General features: G+C 75.8%; 15 protein-coding genes and 1 pseudogene. 8 read left to right on the forward strand and 8 right to left on the reverse strand.

Annotated elements, in window-relative coordinates:
* Positions 1-83: 83 nt before the first annotated feature.
* The 4 genes and pseudogenes from AB0883_RS25115 to AB0883_RS25130 all read right to left on the reverse strand — a co-directional run.
* Positions 84-866, reverse strand: a pseudogene (locus AB0883_RS25115) (TIGR03084 family metal-binding protein); the annotation flags it as partial.
* Positions 867-919: 53 nt separating this feature from the next.
* Positions 920-1,522 carry a TetR/AcrR family transcriptional regulator gene (locus AB0883_RS25120; RefSeq protein ID WP_357870949.1) on the reverse strand — a complete coding sequence of 201 codons (603 nt, stop codon included), beginning with the start codon at positions 1,520-1,522 and terminating at the stop codon, positions 920-922.
* A gap of 190 nt (positions 1,523-1,712) precedes the next feature.
* Positions 1,713-2,474, reverse strand: coding sequence for a metallophosphoesterase family protein (locus AB0883_RS25125; protein ID WP_366643700.1), 762 nt, complete (start codon positions 2,472-2,474; stop codon positions 1,713-1,715).
* A 71-nt stretch (positions 2,475-2,545) separates the two neighbouring features.
* On the reverse strand, positions 2,546-3,223 hold the full coding sequence (locus tag AB0883_RS25130) for a Crp/Fnr family transcriptional regulator (protein ID WP_089003062.1): 678 nt from the start codon (positions 3,221-3,223) through the stop codon (positions 2,546-2,548).
* A gap of 218 nt (positions 3,224-3,441) precedes the next feature.
* Here AB0883_RS25130 and AB0883_RS25135 point away from each other — a divergent pair, with 218 nt between their 5' ends.
* The 6 genes from AB0883_RS25135 to AB0883_RS25160 all read left to right on the forward strand — a co-directional run bounded on the left by AB0883_RS25135 (position 3,442) and on the right by AB0883_RS25160 (position 8,791).
* The gene (locus AB0883_RS25135; RefSeq protein ID WP_366643701.1) at positions 3,442-4,104 is read left to right on the forward strand and encodes an adenosylcobinamide amidohydrolase; all 663 of its coding nucleotides are present in this window, start codon (positions 3,442-3,444) and stop codon (positions 4,102-4,104) included.
* Between the two features lie 56 nt (positions 4,105-4,160).
* A complete protein-coding gene (locus AB0883_RS25140) occupies positions 4,161-5,324 on the forward strand; it encodes a CapA family protein (protein WP_366643702.1) in 1,164 nt (387 codons plus the stop codon).
* Positions 5,325-5,385: 61 nt separating this feature from the next.
* Positions 5,386-6,174, forward strand: coding sequence for an endonuclease III (nth, locus tag AB0883_RS25145; RefSeq protein ID WP_366643703.1), 789 nt, complete (start codon positions 5,386-5,388; stop codon positions 6,172-6,174).
* 29 nt (positions 6,175-6,203) lie between these two features.
* Entirely contained in the window at positions 6,204-6,827 is a 624-nt protein-coding gene (locus AB0883_RS25150) for a TlpA disulfide reductase family protein (protein ID WP_366643769.1), read from the forward strand.
* A gap of 29 nt (positions 6,828-6,856) precedes the next feature.
* The gene (locus AB0883_RS25155) at positions 6,857-7,549 is read left to right on the forward strand and encodes a CoA pyrophosphatase (protein ID WP_366643704.1); all 693 of its coding nucleotides are present in this window, start codon (positions 6,857-6,859) and stop codon (positions 7,547-7,549) included.
* Positions 7,550-7,612: 63 nt separating this feature from the next.
* On the forward strand, positions 7,613-8,791 hold the full coding sequence (locus AB0883_RS25160) for a MarP family serine protease (protein ID WP_366643705.1): 1,179 nt from the start codon (positions 7,613-7,615) through the stop codon (positions 8,789-8,791).
* Between the two features lie 4 nt (positions 8,792-8,795).
* Here AB0883_RS25160 and AB0883_RS25165 read toward each other — a convergent pair whose 3' ends face one another.
* From AB0883_RS25165 to eccCa, 3 genes are all read right to left on the reverse strand, one after another.
* Positions 8,796-9,560, reverse strand: a complete 765-nt coding sequence (locus AB0883_RS25165) for a phosphatase PAP2 family protein (RefSeq protein ID WP_366643706.1) — start codon at positions 9,558-9,560, stop codon at positions 8,796-8,798.
* Positions 9,561-9,683: 123 nt separating this feature from the next.
* The gene (gene mycP, locus AB0883_RS25170) at positions 9,684-11,090 is read right to left on the reverse strand and encodes a type VII secretion-associated serine protease mycosin (protein ID WP_366643707.1); all 1,407 of its coding nucleotides are present in this window, start codon (positions 11,088-11,090) and stop codon (positions 9,684-9,686) included.
* Between the two features lie 74 nt (positions 11,091-11,164).
* Positions 11,165-15,133 (reverse strand): type VII secretion protein EccCa, encoded by a 3,969-nt coding sequence (gene eccCa, locus AB0883_RS25175; RefSeq protein WP_366643708.1) that lies wholly within the window; start codon positions 15,131-15,133, stop codon positions 11,165-11,167.
* A 101-nt stretch (positions 15,134-15,234) separates the two neighbouring features.
* Between eccCa and eccD the strand changes: the two genes are divergently transcribed.
* Entirely contained in the window at positions 15,235-16,635 is a 1,401-nt protein-coding gene (gene eccD / locus AB0883_RS25180; RefSeq protein ID WP_366643709.1) for a type VII secretion integral membrane protein EccD, read from the forward strand.
* Positions 16,636-16,668: 33 nt separating this feature from the next.
* Here eccD and AB0883_RS25185 read toward each other — a convergent pair whose 3' ends face one another.
* Positions 16,669-17,175, reverse strand: coding sequence for an inorganic diphosphatase (locus AB0883_RS25185; RefSeq protein WP_358089485.1), 507 nt, complete (start codon positions 17,173-17,175; stop codon positions 16,669-16,671).
* Positions 17,176-17,681: 506 nt separating this feature from the next.
* Between AB0883_RS25185 and dacB the strand changes: the two genes are divergently transcribed.
* A complete protein-coding gene (dacB, locus tag AB0883_RS25190) occupies positions 17,682-19,109 on the forward strand; it encodes a D-alanyl-D-alanine carboxypeptidase/D-alanyl-D-alanine-endopeptidase (protein ID WP_366643771.1) in 1,428 nt (475 codons plus the stop codon).
* Positions 19,110-19,162 lie beyond the last annotated feature (53 nt).

Here is a 19,162-nt window from a genome sequence, read left to right on the forward strand (position 1 = left end):
CCGGCCCTGCCGGCGGTGTCGGCGGTGTCGGTCGCCTCGGCCGGCCCGGCCGAGGCGGCGGTGTCGGTTGCGGGGGCCGTGCCGGTCGCGGTGGCCGTCGGCGGGCGGCCGGGACCCGGTGGGCCGGCGAAGGCCTGCGCGACGTCCAGCCACGCGTCGGCGACCGGGCCGGTCGCCGCCAGCGCCAGGTCCGCGCGGTGCCTGCGCTGGGTGACCAGCAGGCAGAAGTCGAGCGCGGGGCCGGTGACCCGGTCGGCGGCGTCGGCCGGGCCGTACGTCCAGGTGTCGCCGTCCGGCGCCGCCAGCTCGACCCGCACCGGCGCCGTCGGCACCGGCCGGCCGTGGGCGGCGAAGCTGTGGCCGAGGGTACGGAAGCCGAGGTGCGCGACGTGCCGCAGTCGGGCCGTGCCGGGGCGCGTCGCGCCGAGCGCGTCGGCCACGTCCGTGCCGTGCGCCCAGGTCTCCATGATCCGCGCGGTGGCCATCGAGGCGGCCGACATCCGCGTGCCGAACCAGGGCAGCTTCCCGCCCGCCGGCACCCGCGACAACGCGTCGGCGAGCGCCGCCCGGCCGGCACGCCAGCGGGGGAGCAGCTCGCCCGGCGGGGCGAGGAACTCCTCCGCACCGGCGTCGACGAGCCGGGCCGGGTCGGGGGTGGCGAGCACGGCGGCGAGGAACGCCTCGGCGTCGGTGGCGGCGAGCAGCGCGACGTGGTCGGTCCAGGCGAGGTGGGCGATCTGGTGCCCGACGCTCCAGCCCGGCGACGGCGTGGCGCGCCCCCAGTCGGCCGGCGGGCCGGTCACCAGGTCGTCGAGCTGCTGGGACTCGTCGGCCAGGTCCGCGAGCAGGTCCTTGAGGTCGACCATGGTGCCTCCGGGGGCTGGGCGGGCGGCCAGGGCGGGCCGGTCACGGCGGACGGTCAGGGGGTGAGCAGGGTGGCGAGCTGGCGCTTCCAGGTGTGCAGCAGGGCGGTGCGGCGGGACGAGTCGTCGTTGAGCAGGTTGGCCACGCCGAGCCCCCGGAGCAGGTCGAGGGTCGCCTGCACCGCCTCGCGTACGCCCGGACGGCGTTCGTCCACGTCGAGCAGCGCGACGGTGAGCCGGTGCATCTCGCGGCCGACCCGGGCCTCCAGCGGCACCAGGGCCTCGCGCAGCTCCCGGTCGGTGCGCGCGGCGACCCACAGTTCGAGGGCGGCGACGAAGAGCGGGCCGGTGAAGGCCGCGCCGAGCAGGTCGATCACCCGGTCGAGCCGCTGCGGGCCGGGCGGCAGCGCCTCGGCCTCGGTGCGCAGCTCCTCTGCCCGCCGCTCCGCGAGGTGGGCGACGGCGGCCGTGACCAGCGCGGCCTTGGTGGGGTAGTGGTGCAGCTGGGCGCCGCGCGAGACGCCGGCCCGGGCCGCGACGACGGTGGTGGTGGTGCCGGACCAGCCGTGCTCGACCAGGCACTCGACGGTCGCCTCCAGCAGCCGCGCCTGGGTGGCGCGGCTGCGTTCCTGCTGAGGGACGCGGGTCGATGCGGGCACGGGGACAGCCTGCCGCCACCGAAACAAACAGTCAAGACTGACTTTTTCTGGCCGGCGGCGGACCGTCGTGTGCCGGCCGAGGCTGGTGACCAGGTGCGCCTGGGCTCGCGTCGGGAGGGGGAGGCCGGCCGGTCCTATGGACGGGGCAGCTCGACAGGGCGCGACGGGCGTCGTCCCACCCGGGCGGGAGTCATCCGTCGGTCACTGCTCGGCGGCCGTCGCGCGGGGCGAACACCGCGAGGGCGGTGGCGTCGCTGTGTCGGGAGCGCAGGTACTCGTCCGCCCACTCGGCGGCGTCGGGGAAGCCCGACTCGGCCGCCACCCGGGCGCAGGCGGCGTCCACGTCGAAGGGCGTACGCCGCAGGTGCACCCCGGACCCGAGGAGGGCCCAGTAGGCGCCGGGGCCGCCGTAGGGCATCCCGACGCTGCCCGGGTTGACGATCAGCCGCCGGTCGGCCAGCCGGGTGAACGGCATGTGGGTGTGCCCGCAGACCACCGTCCCCACCTCGGCCGGGACGTCGGCGAGCACCTCCGCCCAGCGTTCCATCCGGGAGTCGACGAGCACGACCTCCTCGTCGTCGCGGGGAGTGGCGTGGCAGAACAGCACCGGACCGAGGCCGCCGACCTCCAGGGTGACCGTCAGCGGCAGCGCCGCCAACCGGGCCACCTGGTCGTCGCGGAGCTGCTCCGCCGCCCAGTTGGAGACGTCGATCGGGGACGGGCGGCCGGCGCGTGCCTGCACCAGCTCGCGGTCCGCGTTGCCCCGTACCCAGCAGGCCCGGTCGCCGAGACCGGCGAGCACGTCCAGCACCTCGACCGGCTGCGGGCCGGCCGCGATGTCGCCGGTGAGCACGATCAGGTCGGCGGCGGCGACGTCCGGCTCGGCCAGCACGGCCTCCAGCGCCGGCAGCGCACCGTGGATGTCGGAGAGAACGGCGACCCGGTCCAGCATCGCTTCACCGTGCCCGCCGGGCGGGCACGGTGTCCAGCGATTCTGCCCGAGGCAGATCCGGGTCGTACGCGTCAGACGCGGGCGCGGCGGGCCAGGCGCTCCGGGTCGAGGATGATGATGCTCTTGCCGTCCAGGCGCAGCCACCCGCGCGAGGCGAAGTCGGCCAGCGCCTTGTTGACCGTCTCCCGGGAGGCGCCGACGAGCTGGGCGATCTCCTCCTGGGTGAGGTCGTGGGTCACCCGCAGCACCCCGCCGTCGCGGGTGCCGAAGCGGCCGGCCATCTGGAGCAGGTTCTTGGCGACGCGGCCGGGCACGTCGGTGAAGATCAGGTCGGCCAGCGAGTCGTTCGTGCGCCGGAGCCGGCGGGCGAGCACCCGCAGCAGCTGCTCGGCGATCTCCGGGCGGTTGTTCAGCCACGGACGCAGGGCCTGCTTGCGCAGCCGCACCAGCCGGGTGTCGGTGACCGCCGTGGCCGTCGCCGTGCGCGGGCCGGGGTCGAAGAGCGACAGCTCGCCCACCATGTCCGACGGGCCCATCACCGCGATCAGGTTCTGCCGGCCGTCGGCAGCGCGCCGACCCACCTTGATCTTGCCGGACAGCAGGATGTAGAGACTGTCGCCGGGCTCGCCCTCGTTGAAGACGATCTCGCCCTTACGGACCTCGAGCGTCTCCATCTCCTTGGCGAGCGCCTCGGCAGCCTCCGGGTCGACGCCCTGGAAGATCCCGCTGCGAGCCAGTACCTCGTCCATCGCGCACCTCCGCCTGCGCGTGCCGTCCGTCGGCCGGGTCCGCCGTCCGCTGATCCCTCGCGCGTCGCCAGTCTAGGCGCACGTGAGCAGCAATCAGAGCTGCACCCCTGGAATCTTGATCGTTGGGCGTAACCTGCCGGCCCTGATCAAGCAGTAGGATCGCGCGCCCGCCCGGGCGCCGGAGCGGCCCCCGACGCCCGGGTCGTAGGGTCACCCACGTGCTGAGTGAACCCGTGCTGACCGCCCGCCAGGAAGACGGTCGGGACGTCCCGCTGCTGGTCTGGCGCGCCGACCGCCCGCTGCGCGCGGTCAGTTCCGCGCCGCTGGGTGGCGGGATCGGCGTCCGGCACTGGGTCGTCAACGCGACCGTGCCCATGTCGTACGACCGGGACGACCCCGCCGACCACCTGGCCGAACTGGCCGACCGGCTCGACCTCGACGGGCCCGGGGTGGGCCTGCTGACCGGGGTGGACGTCGCCGAGGTGGTCGCCCGGACGGACACCGGCGTGCGGGCCTGGGCGACGGTCGGCCTGGGCACCCCGGTCCGGGCGGCGGAGCCCGCCCCGGCGGCGCTTGCCCAGCGGGTCGGCACCGTCAACATCGTGGTGTACGTCCCGGCCCGGCTCGGCGACGCCGCCCTGGTCAACGCGGTCGCCACGGCCACCGAGGCGAAGGCGCAGGCGATCGCGGAGCTGGGCGTGCCGGGCACCGGCACCCCGACGGACGCGGTCACCGTGCTCTGCCCGGTCGACGGCCCCGAATCGGCGTACGGCGGACCGCGCTCCACCTGGGGCGCCCCGCTGGCCCGGGCCGTGCACGCCGCCGTGACGGCGGGCGGGGCGGGCACCGTCGTGCCGTGGTCGGACCGACCGGCGGGCTGAGACTCCGTCCGATCGGCCCTCGTTTCGGCGTTGCACAGCCGATAAGGTCGCGCTCGATGTACGCTGCCGCCTCCCCTCCGCGTCGCCGGGCCGCACTCGCCCTCGGCGCGCTGCTCGCCGTCCTGCTCACCGCCGGCTGCGGGGGCCCCGGGTCCGGGTCCGACGCGGTCTGGCAGCCCGGCACGGGTGGCGGCAACACCGGCGCCCCGGTCCGCTCGGGCGCGCCCACGAGCACCGCGCAGCCCGCCGAGCAGGCGATCTCGCTCTCGGCGACCGGCGACATCATCATGGGCAACGCGCCGAACCGGCTGCCCCCCGACGGCGGGAAGGGCTTCTTCGACTCGGTCGAGAAGGCGCTCGACGCCGACCTGGTGATGGGCAACCTGGAGGAGCCGCTCACCGTCGACACCGGCACCGGCAAGTGCGGCCCGAACTCGACCCGCTGCTTCCAGTTCCGGGCCCCGCCCGAGTACGCCGCGCACCTGCGCGACGCGGGCTTCGACCTGCTCAACCAGGCCAACAACCACGGCTACGACTTCGGCCCGAAGGGCTACGAGAACACCCAGAAGGCGCTGGAGAAGTACGAACTCGCGCACACCGGGGCGCCCGACCAGATCACCGTGGTCGACGTCAAGGGGGTCAAGGTCGCGGTCGCCGGCTTCTCGTCGTACGTCTGGTCCAACAGCCTGACCGACATCGCCGCGGCGAAGAAGGTGATCACCAAGGCGGCCGGCATGGCCGACGTGGTCGTCGTGCAGGTGCACATGGGCGGCGAGGGCTCCGAGAAGACGCGGGTCAAGCCCGGCACCGAGATGTTCCTCGGCGAGAACCGGGGCGACCCGGTCAAGTTCTCCAAGGCGATGATCGACGCCGGGGCGGACCTGATCGTCGGGCACGGCCCGCACGTGCTGCGCGGCATGGAGTTCTACAAGGGCCGGCTGATCGCGTACAGCCTGGGCAACTTCGCCGGCGGGGGCAACTCGCTGAGCAACGCCGGCCGGCTCGGCTGGGGCGGGGTGCTGAAGGTGTCGCTGAAGCCGGACGGCAGCTGGGCCGGCGGCTCGTTCGTCTCGACGTACATGAACTCCATCGGCAAGCCGACCATGGACCGCGACGACCGCGGGCTGGGCCTCGTGCAGCAGTTGACCAAGAGCGACTTCCCGGAGACCGGCGCCCGGTTCGACGACTCCGGCGCGATCAGCGCGCCGCAGGGCGGCTGACCGGGACGGCACGGCGCGTGGACCCGGCCGACCGTCGGCCGGGCGACGTAGGCTGGCCGGCGTGACCACGAGTTCCTCCGGCTTCACCGAGACCGACCTCGGGCGCACCCGTCGCGCCCGGCGGATCGGCCGGGTACTGACCGAGACCCACCCCGACGCGCACTGTGAACTGGACCACTCCAATCCCCTGGAGCTGGCCGTCGCGACGATCCTCTCCGCGCAGTGCACGGACAAGAAGGTCAACGAGGTCACCCCGAAGCTCTTCGCCCGCTACCCGACCGCCGCCGACTACGCGGGGGCGGACCGGGCGGAGCTGGAGGAGCTGATCCGGCCCACCGGCTTCTACCGCAACAAGACCGACTCGCTGATCAAGCTCGGCCAGGCCCTCGTGGAGCGGTACGACGGCCGGGTCCCCGGCAAGCTCGCCGACCTGGTGACGCTGCCCGGCATCGGCCGCAAGACCGCCAACGTCATCCTCGGCAACGCCTTCGACGTTCCCGGGATCACCGTCGACACCCACTTCCAGCGGCTGGTCCAGCGGTGGCGGCTGACCGCCGAGACCGACCCCGTCAAGATCGAGCACGCGATCGGGGCGCTCTTCCCGCGGCGCGACTGGACCATGCTGTCGCACCGGATCATCTTCCACGGCCGGCGGGTCTGCCACGCCCGCAAGCCGGCCTGCGGCGCGTGCACGCTGGCGAAGCTCTGCCCGTCGTACGGCACCGGCCCGACCGAGCCGGCGGCGGCCGCGAAGCTGCTCAAGGGCCCCCGGGCCCGGGACCTGGCGGTGGCGGCCGGGGTCGACCCGGAGCTGGTGCCGGTCCAGGCCGTCGTGGCGGAGGCACCGTGAGCGCGCGGAGTGGACGGGTGTCGCGACCGATGAACCGTCGGCTCGCCGCCCTGCTCGTACCCGTGCTGCTGGCCGTCGCCGGGTGCACCGCCGGCACCGAGGAGAAGGATCCGGGCCCCACCGACCGGCAGAAGGCCGCCGCCAACCGGCCGTCGCCCTTCCAGGACTGCTCCGCCCTCGGCACGCCGCCCGCGTCCGCCGCACCTGCCCCACCCGCCGGGGGCGGGGGCCAGGTGCTGCCCGAGCTGACCCTGGAGTGCTTCACCGGCGGCGCCCCGGTGGCCCTGCGGGACCTGCGCGGTCCGGCGGTGGTCAACGTCTGGGCCTCGTGGTGCCCGCCCTGCCGCCAGGAACTGCCCGCCTTCCAGCGGCTCAGCGAGCGGGCCGCCGGCCAGTTCCGGGTGGTCGGCGTCAACAGCGGGGACGGCCGCGAGGCCGCCCAGGCCATCGGCGAGGACCTCGGCGTCCGCTTCCCGGTGCTGGTCGACCGGGGCGAGAGGGTGAAGCAGGAACTGCTGCGCAAGGGCATTCCCCTGACCGTCTTCGTCGACGGGCAGTCTCGCGTCCGGCACGTCGACTCCTCGGGCGCGCTCGACGACGCCAGCCTGGCCGAGCTGGTCCGGCAGCACCTCGGCGTGACGGTGCCGGCATGAGCTGTCCGGCGGGGCACGGGGGTGCCGGCGTGAACCGGCGTCCGCCGGGCTGGTTCGACCCGCTGCTGACCCGGCTCGGCAGCGCGCGCAGCGAGGACTTCACCCGGCTGGTCACCCCGGAGAGCGGGGGACGGGAGAGCGCGGTGCTGGTGCTGCTCGGCGAGGAGCCCGGCGCAGGCCCGGACGTGCTGATCCTCCAGCGGGCGGCCACCCTGCGTAACCACGCCGGCCAGCCCGCCTTCCCCGGCGGCGCGGCCGACCCGGAGGACGCCGACGCCCGGGCGACCGCGCTGCGCGAGGCGAACGAGGAGGTCGGCCTCGACCCGGCCAGCGTCACCGTCCTGGCCGAGCTGCCGAAGCTCTGGATCCCGGTCAGCGACTTCGTGGTCACCCCCGTGCTCGCCTGGTGGCACGCGCCGCACCCGGTGCACCCCCGGGAGCCGGCCGAGGTGGCGCACGTGGCCCGGCTGCCGGTCGCCGAGCTGGTCGACCCGGCCAACCGGATGCGGGTCCGCCACCCGAGCGGGTGGATCGGCCCGGCCTTCTCGGCGCGCGGGATGCTGGTCTGGGGCTTCACCGCCGGGGTGCTGGCCGCCCTGCTCGACATGGGCGGCTGGGCCAGGCCGTGGCCCCGCGACCGGGTCGTGGACCTGCCGCCGACCGGGGCTGCCCCGGCGCCCTCCGCCGGCACCGACGCGGTCGACGAGACCCCGGTGCGCTGACCGGACGGTCACCTTCCGCAAGCGATGGTCATCTCGCGAGCCCGGTGCCCGTACGCTTGACGCGTGTCCGCCGTGGATCTCGTACTGCTGCTGCTCATGCTCGTGTTCGCGATCAGCGGATACCGCCAGGGCTTCGTCATCGGGGTGCTGTCGTTCTCCGGCTTCTTCCTGGGCGCGCTGGTGGGCCTCCAGGTGGGGCCGCTGCTGGCCCAGCAGTTCGTCGACAGCGGCACCCGGGTGCTGATCTCCCTGGTGGCGATCTTCGGGCTGGCGGTGGTCGGCCAGGCGCTCGCCGGCTGGCTCGGTTCGCACCTGCGCAAGACGATCACCAGTGACGTCGCCAAGCGGGTCGACGACGTCGGCGGGGCGTTCGTCTCGCTCTTCGCCGTGCTGCTGGTCGCCTGGCTCGTCGCGGTGCCGCTCGGCTCGTCGTCGCTGCCCTGGCTGGCCTCGTCGGTCCGCAACAGCGCGCTGCTCACGGTGGTCGACCGGGTCCTGCCCGACCAGGCGCAGCAGCTCTCCACGGCGCTGCGGGACACCGTCGACACCAACGGCTTCCCCGACGTCTTCGGCGACCTGGCGCCCACCCGCGCCCGGCAGGTGTCCCCGCCCGACCCGGCGCTCGCCGGCTCCCAGGTGGTGGTCAACAGCCAGCGTGCGGTGGTCAAGGTGCTCGGCTCCGCCCCGAGCTGTTCGCGCCGGATCGAGGGCTCCGGCTTCGTCTACGCCGACGACCGGGTGATGACCAACGCCCACGTCGTCGCCGGGACCCGGTCCACCGTCGTCGAGCTGAACGGCGACCGGTACGACAGCAAGGTGGTCGTCTACGACCCCGACCGCGACCTGGCCGTGCTGCACGTGCCCGGGCTGCCCGGCCCGTCGATGCGGTTCGCCGCCGGCAACGCGGGCAGCGGCGCGGACGCGATCGTGCTGGGCTTCCCGCTCGACGGGCCGTACAACGCCCAGTCGGCGCGGATCCGGGACGTCGACCGGATCACCGGGCCGGACATCTACTCCGCCGGCAACGTGACGCGGGAGGTCTACACCATCCGGGCGCTGGTGCAGAGCGGCAACTCCGGCGGCCCGCTGGTCTCCTCGAACGGGCTGGTGCTCGGGGTGATCTTCGCGGCGGCGGCCGACGACCCGAACACCGGCTTCGCGGTGACGGCGGCCGAGGCTCGTCCCGTCGCCCTCGCCGGCGCCGAGCGCACCCGCGCCGTCGGCACCGGCGACTGCACCTGACCGGTCAGCGTCCCGCCGCCGGCCCGTGACCCTCGCGGGGAGCCGGCCGGCCGGGCGGGTCGGCCCGCCAGACGGTGAGGGCGGCGGCGGTCGCGGCCACCACGGCCGCGCCGAGCAGCCAGCCGGCCAGCACGTCGCTGGTCCAGTGCACGCCGAGGGCCACCCGGCTGAACCCGGTCACCAGGGCGAGCAGCACGGCGGCCGTCCACACCACCCGGCGTGCGGCCGGCCGGGCGTGCGGGAGGAACACCACCAGCAGCACCCCGGCGGCGAGGGCGGCGTTGAGCGCGTGCCCGGACGGGAAGGCCAGGCCGGGCGCCTCGGCCACCGGGTCCGGCAGGTCCGGCCGGGGCCGACCGACGAGCAGCTTGAGCAGCGGGCTGAGCAGGCCGCCGACCGCCATGGTGACGGCCACCCAGACCGCCAACTGCCGGGCACCCCGGCGGGCCAGCCAGAGGACCAGGACCAGGGCCCCGACGCGCAGCGGCATCGGGGCGAACACGTCGGTCCAGAGGGTCATCAGGCGTACCCACGCCGGGTGGTCGGCGGCGTAGCCGACCAGCGCGTCGGTGACCGCCGTGTCCAGTCGGCGCAGCGGGGACCAGTCTCCGAGGACCAGGACGGCCAGCAGCGTGAACGGCACCGCCACCAGGAATGCGGCAGCCGCCGCGAGGGTCAGCCGCAGGCCCCGGGCGTGGTCCGGGTGCAGGCGGCGGTCACGCCACGAGGAGCGCGGCGGGGCGAGGGTACGCGGGCCGGACGGGCTCATGACTATCGTTCTACCCGGGACGCGGCCCGGTCAGACCTGATCGGGAACCTCCGCCGGGGCGGGTCGCCCGTGCGGGGGCGACGACGGCTCCGCCCGGGAGGCGACGACGGGAGCGCCGGCGGCTCAGCGCGCCGGCGGACGACGCCACGCCCCGGTGCCGCGCCGGGGCGAGGCCAGCGGGGTCCACTGGCGGAACCGGCGCACCATCAGCGCCGCCCCGGTCAGCAGGGCGACGAAGAACGCGGCCCCGGTCCACAGCTGCTCCGGCGTGCCGTCCTCCTGCGTACCCGCCGGCTGCGCCGCCCACCGGGACTGCTGGCGCGGCACCGTGAAGCCGCGCGGGTCGCCGCCGACCCCCGCGAGGTCGGGCTGCGTCGACCCCGGGGCGGGGCCGAACCCGACCACGCCGGGCGAGGACTGGTCGTCCAGCGGGTTGCGGCCCACCGGGCTCACCTCGGCGTCCAGCGCGGCGACCGGGTCGACCATGCCGTACCCGAAACGGTCGTCCCGGCCGGTGGGGCCGATGTCGCGGGCCGTGGTGAGCAGCCGGTTGACGACGTCGCCGGCGGACATCTCCGGGTAGCGGGCCCGCACCAGCGCGGCGGTGGCGGCGACCAGCGGCGCCGCGAAGCTGGTGCCCTGGACCCGCCAGTAGCCGCCCGGCCGGGCCCCGACCAGGCCGGTCGCGGGGGCGGTGAGCACGGTGGCCCGCCCGGTGATCGAACCGGACCAGAGGTTGTCGCTGTCGCGCTCCGACCCGGCGACCGCGATGACGCCCGGCTCCCGGGCCGGGTACCAGACCTTCGCGTTGGACGAGTTGCCCAGGTTGCCGGTGCAGGCGACCACGACGACGTCCCGGGCGAAGGCGTAGTCCAGCGCCGCCGCCAGGGCGGGGCTGTCGCCGCTGCCGCCGAGGGAAAGGTTGATCACGCGGGCGCCGTTGTCGACAGCCCAGCGCACGCCCTTCGCGACGATCAGAGCGTCGTCGTAGCGGTTTTCGGCGTCGAGGACGCGGACCGGGAGGATCCGGGCGTCCGGCGCCAGGCCGACGGCCCCCCGCGCGTCGTCGTTGCGGCCGGCGATCAGCCCGGCCACGGTGGTGCCGTGGCCGACCGGATCGGGGTCGCCGGCCGCGCCCCGGGGCGCGACCAGGTCGAGGCCGGGCAGCACCTGGCCGGCCAGGTCGGGATGGCCGGCGTCCACCCCGGAGTCGATCACCGCGACGGTGACCCCCTCACCGGTCGAGCTGCGCCACGCGGCCTTCGCCTGCAACACGTCGAGCTGCCACTGCTCGTCGCGGACCTGGTCGGGGCGGTTCTTGCTGTCGGGCGCCGCGAGCGCCACCGGGACGGCGGCGGCCGGAGGGTGCAGGACCGGCCGGGCGGCGGGCTGCCGAGGGGCGGCGTCGGCCGCCGTGACCGGACCCGCGACCGACACGACGGCGGCCGCCAGACCGAGCAACGTACGTCCGGCGATCCGCCGAGCCGCTGGCGGACAGCTGTGCCGCAAGGTCGTCACATCCTCAGGCATTCATCGCGACGCAAACATGACGATCGGAGATTACCGGTTCCTCGCCGCCTTGCGGGGCGTTCCCGGGACACCGGTCACGGCGGCGGCAGATGGGCCAGCTGGACGAGGCGTATGCCCTCGCGCCGGGTGACCAGCCGGCCGCGCCCCGGGGGCAGCGGGCCGGGCCGGACCGGGCCGACCAGCGCCCCCTCCTCGGGGCTGCCCGCCATGACCAGCCCCGAGGTGGACAGCTCGCGCAGGCGCTGCACGAGCGGCTCGTACTGGGCCCGTCCGGCACCGCCCGAGCGGCGGGCGAGCACCAGGTGCAGCCCCACGTCCCGGGCGTGCGGCAGGTGCTCCTCCAGGGCACGCAGCGGGTTGGACGGCCCGCTGGCGACCAGGTCGTAGTCGTCGACCAGCACGAACAGCTCCGGCCCCGACCACCACGACCGCTGCCGCAGCTGGGCGGGCGTGACGTCGGGCCCGGGCACCCGCCCCGCCATGTAGCCGGCGGCGGACTCGATCAGGTCGGTGGTGTGCGCCGCGGCGGAGCCGTACCCGATCAGGTGCGGCGACGCCGACTCGGTCAGGTCCACCAGGCTGCGGCGGTAGTCGACCAGGATGACCCGGGCCTGCTCGGGGGTGAACCGGGTCATGATCGAGGTGGCCAGCGCGCGCAGGAACGACGACTTGCCGCACTCGGCGTCGCCGAAGACGACGAAGTGCGGCTCGGTGGCGAAGTCCAGCGCGACCGGGCGCAGGTCAGCCTCGGCGATCCCCACCGGGATGCGCAGGCCGGTGGCGGCGGTCAGGTCCAGCTCGGCGTACGGGAGCACCGGCGGGAGCAGCCGCACCGGGGGCGCGACCGGGCCGGACCAGCCCTCGGCGGCCCGCTTGACCAGGTCCGTGGCGTCCCCGCCGGAGGCGGCGAGCTGCGGCAGCGCGGTGAGGAAGTGCAGGCTCTCCGCCGTGATGCCCCGGCCGGGGGTCTTCTCCGGCACGTTCGTCGCCGCCCGGCGGGCCACCAGCGAGTCGGCCGGGTCGCCGAGGCGCAGCTCCAGCCGGGAACCGAAGAGGTCCCGGATCGCCGGCCGGAAGTCCAGCCAGCGCACCGCCGTCGCCACCACGTGCACCCCGTACGACAGCCCTCGGGTGGCCAGGTCGGTGATGAGCGGTTCCAGGTCGTCGTACTCGCCGCGCAGGGTGGCCCAGCCGTCCACCACCAGGAACACGTCGCCGAACGGGTCGGCCCCGGGCTGGCCGGTGTGCGTCAGCGCGGCCCGCCGTTGCCGCCAGGCGGCCATCGACTCCACGCCCAGCTCGGCGAAGCGTTGTTCCCGGTCGACCAGCAGGGTCGCGATCTCGCCGACCGTACGCCGGACGGCCGTCGGGTCGGCGCGGCCGGTGACCCCGCCGACGTGCGGCAGGTCGCGCAGCGCCGCCAGCCCGCCGCCGCCGAAGTCGAGACAGTAGACCTGCACCTCGGCCGGGGTGTGGGTGAGCGCCAGGGCGCAGATCAGGGTGCGCAGCGCGGTCGACTTGCCGCTCTGCGGGCCGCCGACCACCGCGACGTGGCCGGCGGCGCCGTCCAGCGCCAGCCAGAGCAGGTCGCGGCGCTGCTCGAAGGGCTTGTCGACCACCGCGACCGGCACCTGGAGCGCACCGTGCAGCTCCGGGTTGCCGAAGGCGAGACCGCGCGTCGGGTCGACGCCGACCGGCCCGAGCAGCTCGTCCAGCGCGGGCGCCCGGCCGAGCGGGGGCAGCCAGACCTGGTGGGCGGGCGGCCCCTGCCCGGCGAGCCGGTCGACCATCAGCTCCAGCAGGCTCTCCGTGCCGCCCTCGTCGGCCGTCGCGGGCAGGGCGGGCGGCCCGACCGGCTCCGGCTTGGGCACGAGGTGGGTGGAGAAGGCGAGCAGGCGCGGGGCCCCGGTGCCGCCCGCGCCCGGCGCCGCACCGCGCCGGCGCAGCGCCCCCGAGACGTACGCGGCCTTGAACCGCACCAGCGGTTCGGTGCCGAAGCGCAGGTAGCCGTGCCCGGGGGAGCGGGGCAGCTCGTGCGCGTCGGGCACCCCGAGCACCGTGCGCGACTCCAGCGCCGAGAAGGTCCGCAGCCCGATCCGGTACGACAGGTGGGTGTCCAGCCCGCGCAGCCGGCCCTCCTCCAGCCGCTGCGAGGCCAGCAGCAGGTGCACGCCGAGCGACCGGCCCAGCCGGCCGATCTGCACGAACAGGTCGATGAAGTCGGGCTTGGCCGAGAGCAGCTCGGAGAACTCGTCGCAGATCAGCAGCAGCGACGGCAGCGGGGCGAGCGGGGTGCCGGCGGCGCGGGCCCGCTCGTAGTCGCGCAGGCTGGCGAAGTTGCCGGCCCGGCGCAGCAGCTCCTGGCGGCGGACCAGCTCGCCGTTGATGGCGTCGACCATCCGGTCGACCAGCGGCAGCGCGTCGGCCAGGTTGGTGATCACCGCGGCGGTGTGCGGCAGCCGGTCGAAGGAGGCGAAGGTCGCGCCGCCCTTGAAGTCGATCAGCACGAAGTTGAGCTGCTCCGAGCTGTGCGTGGCGGCCAGCCCGAGCACCAGGGTGCGCAGCAGCTCGGACTTGCCGGAGCCGGTCGCCCCGATCAGCAGGCCGTGCGGCCCCATCCCGTCCTGCGCCGACTCCTTCAGGTCCAGCTCGATGGCGCCGCCGTCGGTGCCCACCCCGATCGGCACCCGCAGCCGCTCCCGGGCGGACCGGGGCGCCCACCCCTGCTCGGCGGTGAAGCTCTCCGGGTCGCCGAGACCGAGCAGCTCGGGCAGGCCCAGTTCCGCGCCCGGCGGGGCGTCCGGGCCGCGTGCCGCGGTGGCCAGCCGCAGCGGGGCGAGCCGCCGGGCGACCGCCTCCGCGTCGACCGGGTCCAGCCGGTCCGCCGTACCGACCTCGGCGTGTCCCTCGGCGGAGTGGGAGTGCAGCCGTCCCCCGCGCAGCTCCAGCAGCAGCGCGAACCGGTCCAGCAGGCGCGGCGGCGGGGTGTCCAGGTCGATGATCGTGACCGCGTCGATGCCGCCGTCGCCGGTCAGGTCGGTGGCCCCGGTCAGGTCGCCCCCGTCGAGCACCACCACCACGTGCGGGCCGTCGGTGGCCGGGCCGGCGGGGCTGAACCGGGACCGGCTGGCCAGCACCTCGTCCAGCAGCCCCTCCAGCTCGGCGCCCGCGCTCGTGACCAGCCGCACCGGGCCGAGCGCGTCGGTGCGGGTGGGGTGGTGGGCGTGCGGCAGCCACTTGACCCACTCCCAGGCGTCCCGCCGTTCCGGCCCGGCGCAGACGGCGACGAGCAGCTCGTCCGGGGCGTGGAAGACCGCGAGCTGGGCGAGCATCGCCCGGGCCAGCGCCTGGGCGGCGGGCCCGTCGCCGTCGTCGGCCGGGCCGGCGGCCCGCACGAAGACCCGGGCGAAGCTGCGCAGCGAGAGCGCCACCGGCAGGTCGGGCACCACGGAGTACGCGTCCAGGAACCGGCGCAGCGCGCCGGCGGTCATCGGTTCCAGCTCCTCCAGCGGGCGGGTGACCGGGGGGACCAGCGGGGTGGCGAGGGTCTGCGGGCCGACGGCGACCCGGACCACCGCGAAGTCCGGGTCGGTGGGGCGGCGTTCCCAGACGCGGTGGCTGTCGACGGTCGACCAGAGCCGGCCGGGATCCGGGTGCCGGTAGTAGAGCCCGGCGCGCTGCTGCCCGGCGGTCTGCCGGACCCGGCGCCGCAGCACGGTCAGGTGCCGCAGGTAGTCCCGCCGGGCGGCCATCATCTCCGACTTCTTCGGGGTGCCGGAGGCGCTGCCCCACGAGGTCACCAGCATGGCCAGCGAGGAGAGCCCGAACATCCCGCCGACCACGTAGGAGTAGGCGCCCCCGCCGCGGCCGAACATCATCGCCATCGCCACGGTGCCGCCGAGCATCGGCAGCACCATGAGCAGCTGCTGCCAGCGCCCGCCGGCGACGGCGGGGATCTCCGGCGGCGCGTCCACCGGCAGCTCACCCACCGGTATCTCCGGCGCCGGTCGGCGGGGTGGCCGCTTGATGACGACAGTGGACACTCGACCTCCTGACAGCGCTCGGTAACCCGAGCCTGGCTCATGGTAGGTAAAGTCCTGTCGTCCGCGCAGCCACCAACCCCGCCGGAGATGGAGATCAGTCGATGACGATCGGGCTGGCCCGGGTCACCATCAGCGCCCCCCAGCGGCGGGTCGACGTCGCGCTCCCCGAGCAGGTGCCCCTGGCCGAGCTGCTGCCCGAGGTGCTGCGGCACGCCGGCGAGGGGCTCGCCGACGACGGCGAACGGCACGGCGGCTGGGTGCTGCGGCGCACCGACGGCGCGGTGCTGACCACCGCCCAGGCGCTGCTGCCGCAGGGGGTCCGCGACGGCGAGGTGCTGCACCTCGTGCCGGCCCGCGCGCAGTGGCCCGAGCTGGAGTACGACGACGTGGTCGAGGCGATCGCCGACGGCGCCCGGCGGCGCGGCGGGGCCTGGTCACCGGCCGCCACCCGGGCCGCCGCCGTGGCCGGGGCCGCCGTGCCGCTGGCCGTCGGGCTGCTCGCCGTGACGGCCGGCGGGCCGGCGCACGAGTCTGCCTGGCCGGCCGCCGCCGTGGTGGCGCTCCTGCTCACCCTCGCCGGGGTGGTGGCGTCCCGCGCCCACGCCGACGGGCCGGCCGGCGCGACGCTGGGCGGCTACGCCCTGCCGTACGCGGCCGCGGCGGGCGCGCTGGCGGTCAGCTCCGGCGACCCGGTCGGGCCGGTCCCGGGGCTGCGCTGGATCGGCGCGCCCGAGCTGCTCGCCGGGTCGGTGGCGCTGCTGCTGGTGTCGGTGCTCGGGCTGGTCGGCGTCGCCACCCGGCTGCGGGTCTTCGTGGCGGGCGCCACCGCCGGGTTCGTGGGCGCGCTCGCGGCCCTCGGCGGACTGCTGCTCAGCCCGGCCGGCACGGCGGCGGTCCTGCTCTGCGTGCTGGTCTTCGCCGTGGGGGCGGTCCCGCTGCTGGCCATCCGGCTCGGCAAGGTGCCGCTGCCCCCGATCACCCTGCCCACCACCGAGCCGGGCGGCGCCGACCGGGCCCGCGACCTGCCGGACCGGGACCGGGTCTACGCGGCGGTGGCCCGCACCGAGGAGATGCTCACCGGGATGCTGCTCGGGCACGCCGTGCTGGCCGCCGCCGCCGCGGTGGTGCTGTGCCTCTCCGGCGGGACGGCCGGCCGGCTGCTGGTGGCGGTCGCCGCGGCCGTGCTGCTGCTGCGCTCCCGGCTGTTCGTGTCCCTGCGTCACCGGGTGCCGACCGTCGCCGCCGGCCTCGCCGGGTACGCCGTGCTGGGCGCCGTGCTCGTCGGGCGCCTCGGCCCGACCGGCCGCCTCGCACTGGTCGTCGGCGGGCTGGCGCTCGCTCTCGTGGCGGTGGCCGCCGGCACCACGTACGCCCGCCGCCCGGTCTCCCCGTACGTCGGCCGGATCGCGGACCTGACCGACACCGCCCTGGTGGTGTCGGTGGTGCCCGTCGCCTGCGCGGTGCTCGACCTGTACGAGCGGGCCCGGGGGCTGCTCGGCTGAGCGGCCCCCGGGCCCGTCGGTGGTCTGGTGGGGTCAGTGCGCGGACTCGCCGCGCGCCTCGGCCTCCCGGGCGCGCTGGTACGACGCCACGATCTCCGCCTCGGCCTCGATCCGCCCCACCCACGTGGCGCCCTCGACCGACTTGCCGGGCTCCAGGTCCTTGTAGACCTCGAAGAAGTGCTGGATCTCCAGCCGGTCGAACTCGCCGAGGTGGTGGATGTCGCGCAGGTGCTCCTGGCGCGGGTCCTCGTAGGGCACGCAGAGGACCTTGTCGTCGCCGCCCTTCTCGTCCGTCATCCGGAACATGCCGATGGTGCGGCACCGGATCAGGCAGCCCGGGAAGGTGGGCTCGGGGACCAGCACGAGCGCGTCCAGCGGGTCGCCGTCCTCGCCCAGCGTCCCCTCGATGAAGCCGTAGTCGGCCGGGTACTGCGTGGAGGTGAAGAGGGTACGGTCCAGCCGGATCCGGCCGGTCGCGTGGTCGACCTCGTACTTGTTGCGGTGACCCTTGGGGATCTCAACCGTAACGTCGAAATCCATCTGCACGCTCCCTCGTTTGCCCACGCTGGCCAACGGAAACCAGCGGCACGCCGCTCCCGCACGGGTGAATGCCCACCCGCGGGCTCCGGCCGCCGCATAGTGTTCGGACCGAAGTAGTGTCACCCAAGCAGATTTTCGGGGGCGAGGAGGGGGCCGTGGGGAGGGAAGATTCACACTACCGTCCGGATGCCGACGCTGGACCGGGTACCGGTCGATCTGCTTCCGGCGGGGCGACCGGGCGGTTCCCGGTGCCCGACGCCCACCTTCCCCGCCCGCCCGCGTCACAGGGCGACCGCGACCTGACGCCCGGCCCACCCCCGGGCAACGGCGCCCAGGCCGGTCCCGGTGGTCAGGCCGGCGCGACCGGTCCGACGGGTCAGGACATCTCGTCGGGTTCGACCGACCTCTGGGCCGCCGCCGCGAACCGGCCCGCCGGCGGGCCACCCGGCCCCGGCGCCCCGGTCCCCGCCGCGCCGCCCGCGCCGGCCCCCCGTCGCCGCCGGGCCCTGCCCGTCGTGCTGGCCGCGGTGCTCGTGCTGGCGCTGGCCGCCGTCGGGATCGCCGTGGTCCGGCCGGGACCGGTGGCGGACTGGCTGGGCGACGAGCCCGCCGGTCGCGGCGCCGCCGCGACGGTGGCGGAACCGGCGCCCGTCGAGGTGCTGGCCGGCACGGACGCGAACGCCCCGATGCCCACCCCCGAGGGCGTACGCGCCGCGCTCGCCCCGCTCGTCGGCGTGCCCGCCCTCGGCGACCGGGTGCACGTCTCGGTGGCCGACGTGACCACCGGCCAGCCGCTCTTCGGCCGGGGCGAGGACGACGCCACGGTGCCCGCCTCGGTGACCAAGCTGGTCACCGGCGTCACGGTGCTCGCCGCGCGCGGTCCGGCGTACCGCATCCCGACCCGGGCGGTCGCCGGCGCGGCCCCCGGAGAGGTGGTGATCGTCGGCGGTGGCGACCCCACGCTGGCGGTCGACAAGAAGGGCTTCTACCCGGGCGCGGCCCGCCTGGACGACCTCGCCGCCCAGGTGCGCGCGGCCCTCGGCGGCACGAAGCCGACGAGGGTGACCGTCGACTCGTCGCTCTACTCCGGCCCGGTCTTCGAGCCGGGTTGGGACGACGACATCCCCACCGGCGGCTACGGCGGCGCGATCACGGCGCTGATGACCGACGGGGCCCGCAGCGACGTGACGCGCGCGAAGAAGGACGAGGCGGCCGGCAACCACTGGGCCGAGCGGGTCGCCCAACCGGATCTCGCGGCCGGCCGGGCCTTCGCCCGGCTGCTCGGCGTGCCGGCCGGCGCGGTCGCCCGCGGCACCGCCCCCGCTGCCGGCGCGACCCCCGCCGCCGCCCCCGGACCCGGCGCGGAGCTGGGCAGGGTGGAGTCCCTGCCGATGGTCCGGCTGGTCGACGTCATGATCAGCGACAGCGACAACATCGTCGCCGAGGCGCTGGCCCGACAGGTCGCGTTGGCCCGCAACCAGCCCGCCTCGTTCGCCGGCGCCGGGGCGGCGATGGACGCCGTGGCCGGGGAGCTGGGCCTGCCGGCCGACGAACTCACCCTCGCCGACGGCAGCGGCCTGTCGCGCAGCAACCGGATCAGCCCCTCGCTGCTCACCGACCTGATCGCGCTCGCGGGCGACGGCAGCCGCCCCGAGCTGGCCGCGATCTTCGGCGGCCTGCCCGTGGCCGACTGGTCCGGGACCCTCGCCGACCGTTACGAGACGGCGGCGACGAAGGCCGGCGCCGGGGTGGTCCGGGCCAAGACCGGGACGTTGACCAAGGTGCACGCCATCGCCGGCCTGGTCAGTACGGCAGACGGGCGGCTGCTCACCTTCGCGGTGCTCACCGACGCGGTGCCCCCCGACGGGCTGACGGCCGCCCGGGGAGCGCTGGACCGGATCGGCGCCGCCCTGGCCGGCTGCGGCTGCCGCTGACCGCCACCGCGCGGCACCGCCACCGCGCGGTGCGGGCCCCGGACGGAGGACCG

It is taken from the genome of Micromonospora sp. NPDC047812, from assembly GCF_040704175.1.
Taxonomy (GTDB): domain Bacteria; phylum Actinomycetota; class Actinomycetes; order Mycobacteriales; family Micromonosporaceae; genus Micromonospora.

Excerpts from the sequence above, each read along its gene's own strand:
- AB0883_RS25125 (WP_366643700.1), bottom strand. The coding sequence starts at position 2,474 with ATGCTGGACCGGGTCGCCGTTCTCTCCGACATCCACGGTGCGCTGCCG.
- AB0883_RS25130 (WP_089003062.1), bottom strand. The coding sequence starts at position 3,223 with ATGGACGAGGTACTGGCTCGCAGCGGGATCTTCCAGGGCGTCGACCCG.
- AB0883_RS25140 (WP_366643702.1), top strand. The coding sequence starts at position 4,161 with ATGTACGCTGCCGCCTCCCCTCCGCGTCGCCGGGCCGCACTCGCCCTC.
- AB0883_RS25150 (WP_366643769.1), top strand. The coding sequence starts at position 6,204 with ATGAACCGTCGGCTCGCCGCCCTGCTCGTACCCGTGCTGCTGGCCGTC.
- AB0883_RS25165 (WP_366643706.1), bottom strand. The coding sequence starts at position 9,560 with ATGAGCCCGTCCGGCCCGCGTACCCTCGCCCCGCCGCGCTCCTCGTGG.
- mycP (WP_366643707.1), bottom strand. The coding sequence starts at position 11,090 with ATGCCTGAGGATGTGACGACCTTGCGGCACAGCTGTCCGCCAGCGGCT.
- eccD (WP_366643709.1), top strand. The coding sequence starts at position 15,235 with ATGACGATCGGGCTGGCCCGGGTCACCATCAGCGCCCCCCAGCGGCGG.
- AB0883_RS25185 (WP_358089485.1), bottom strand. The coding sequence starts at position 17,175 with ATGGATTTCGACGTTACGGTTGAGATCCCCAAGGGTCACCGCAACAAG.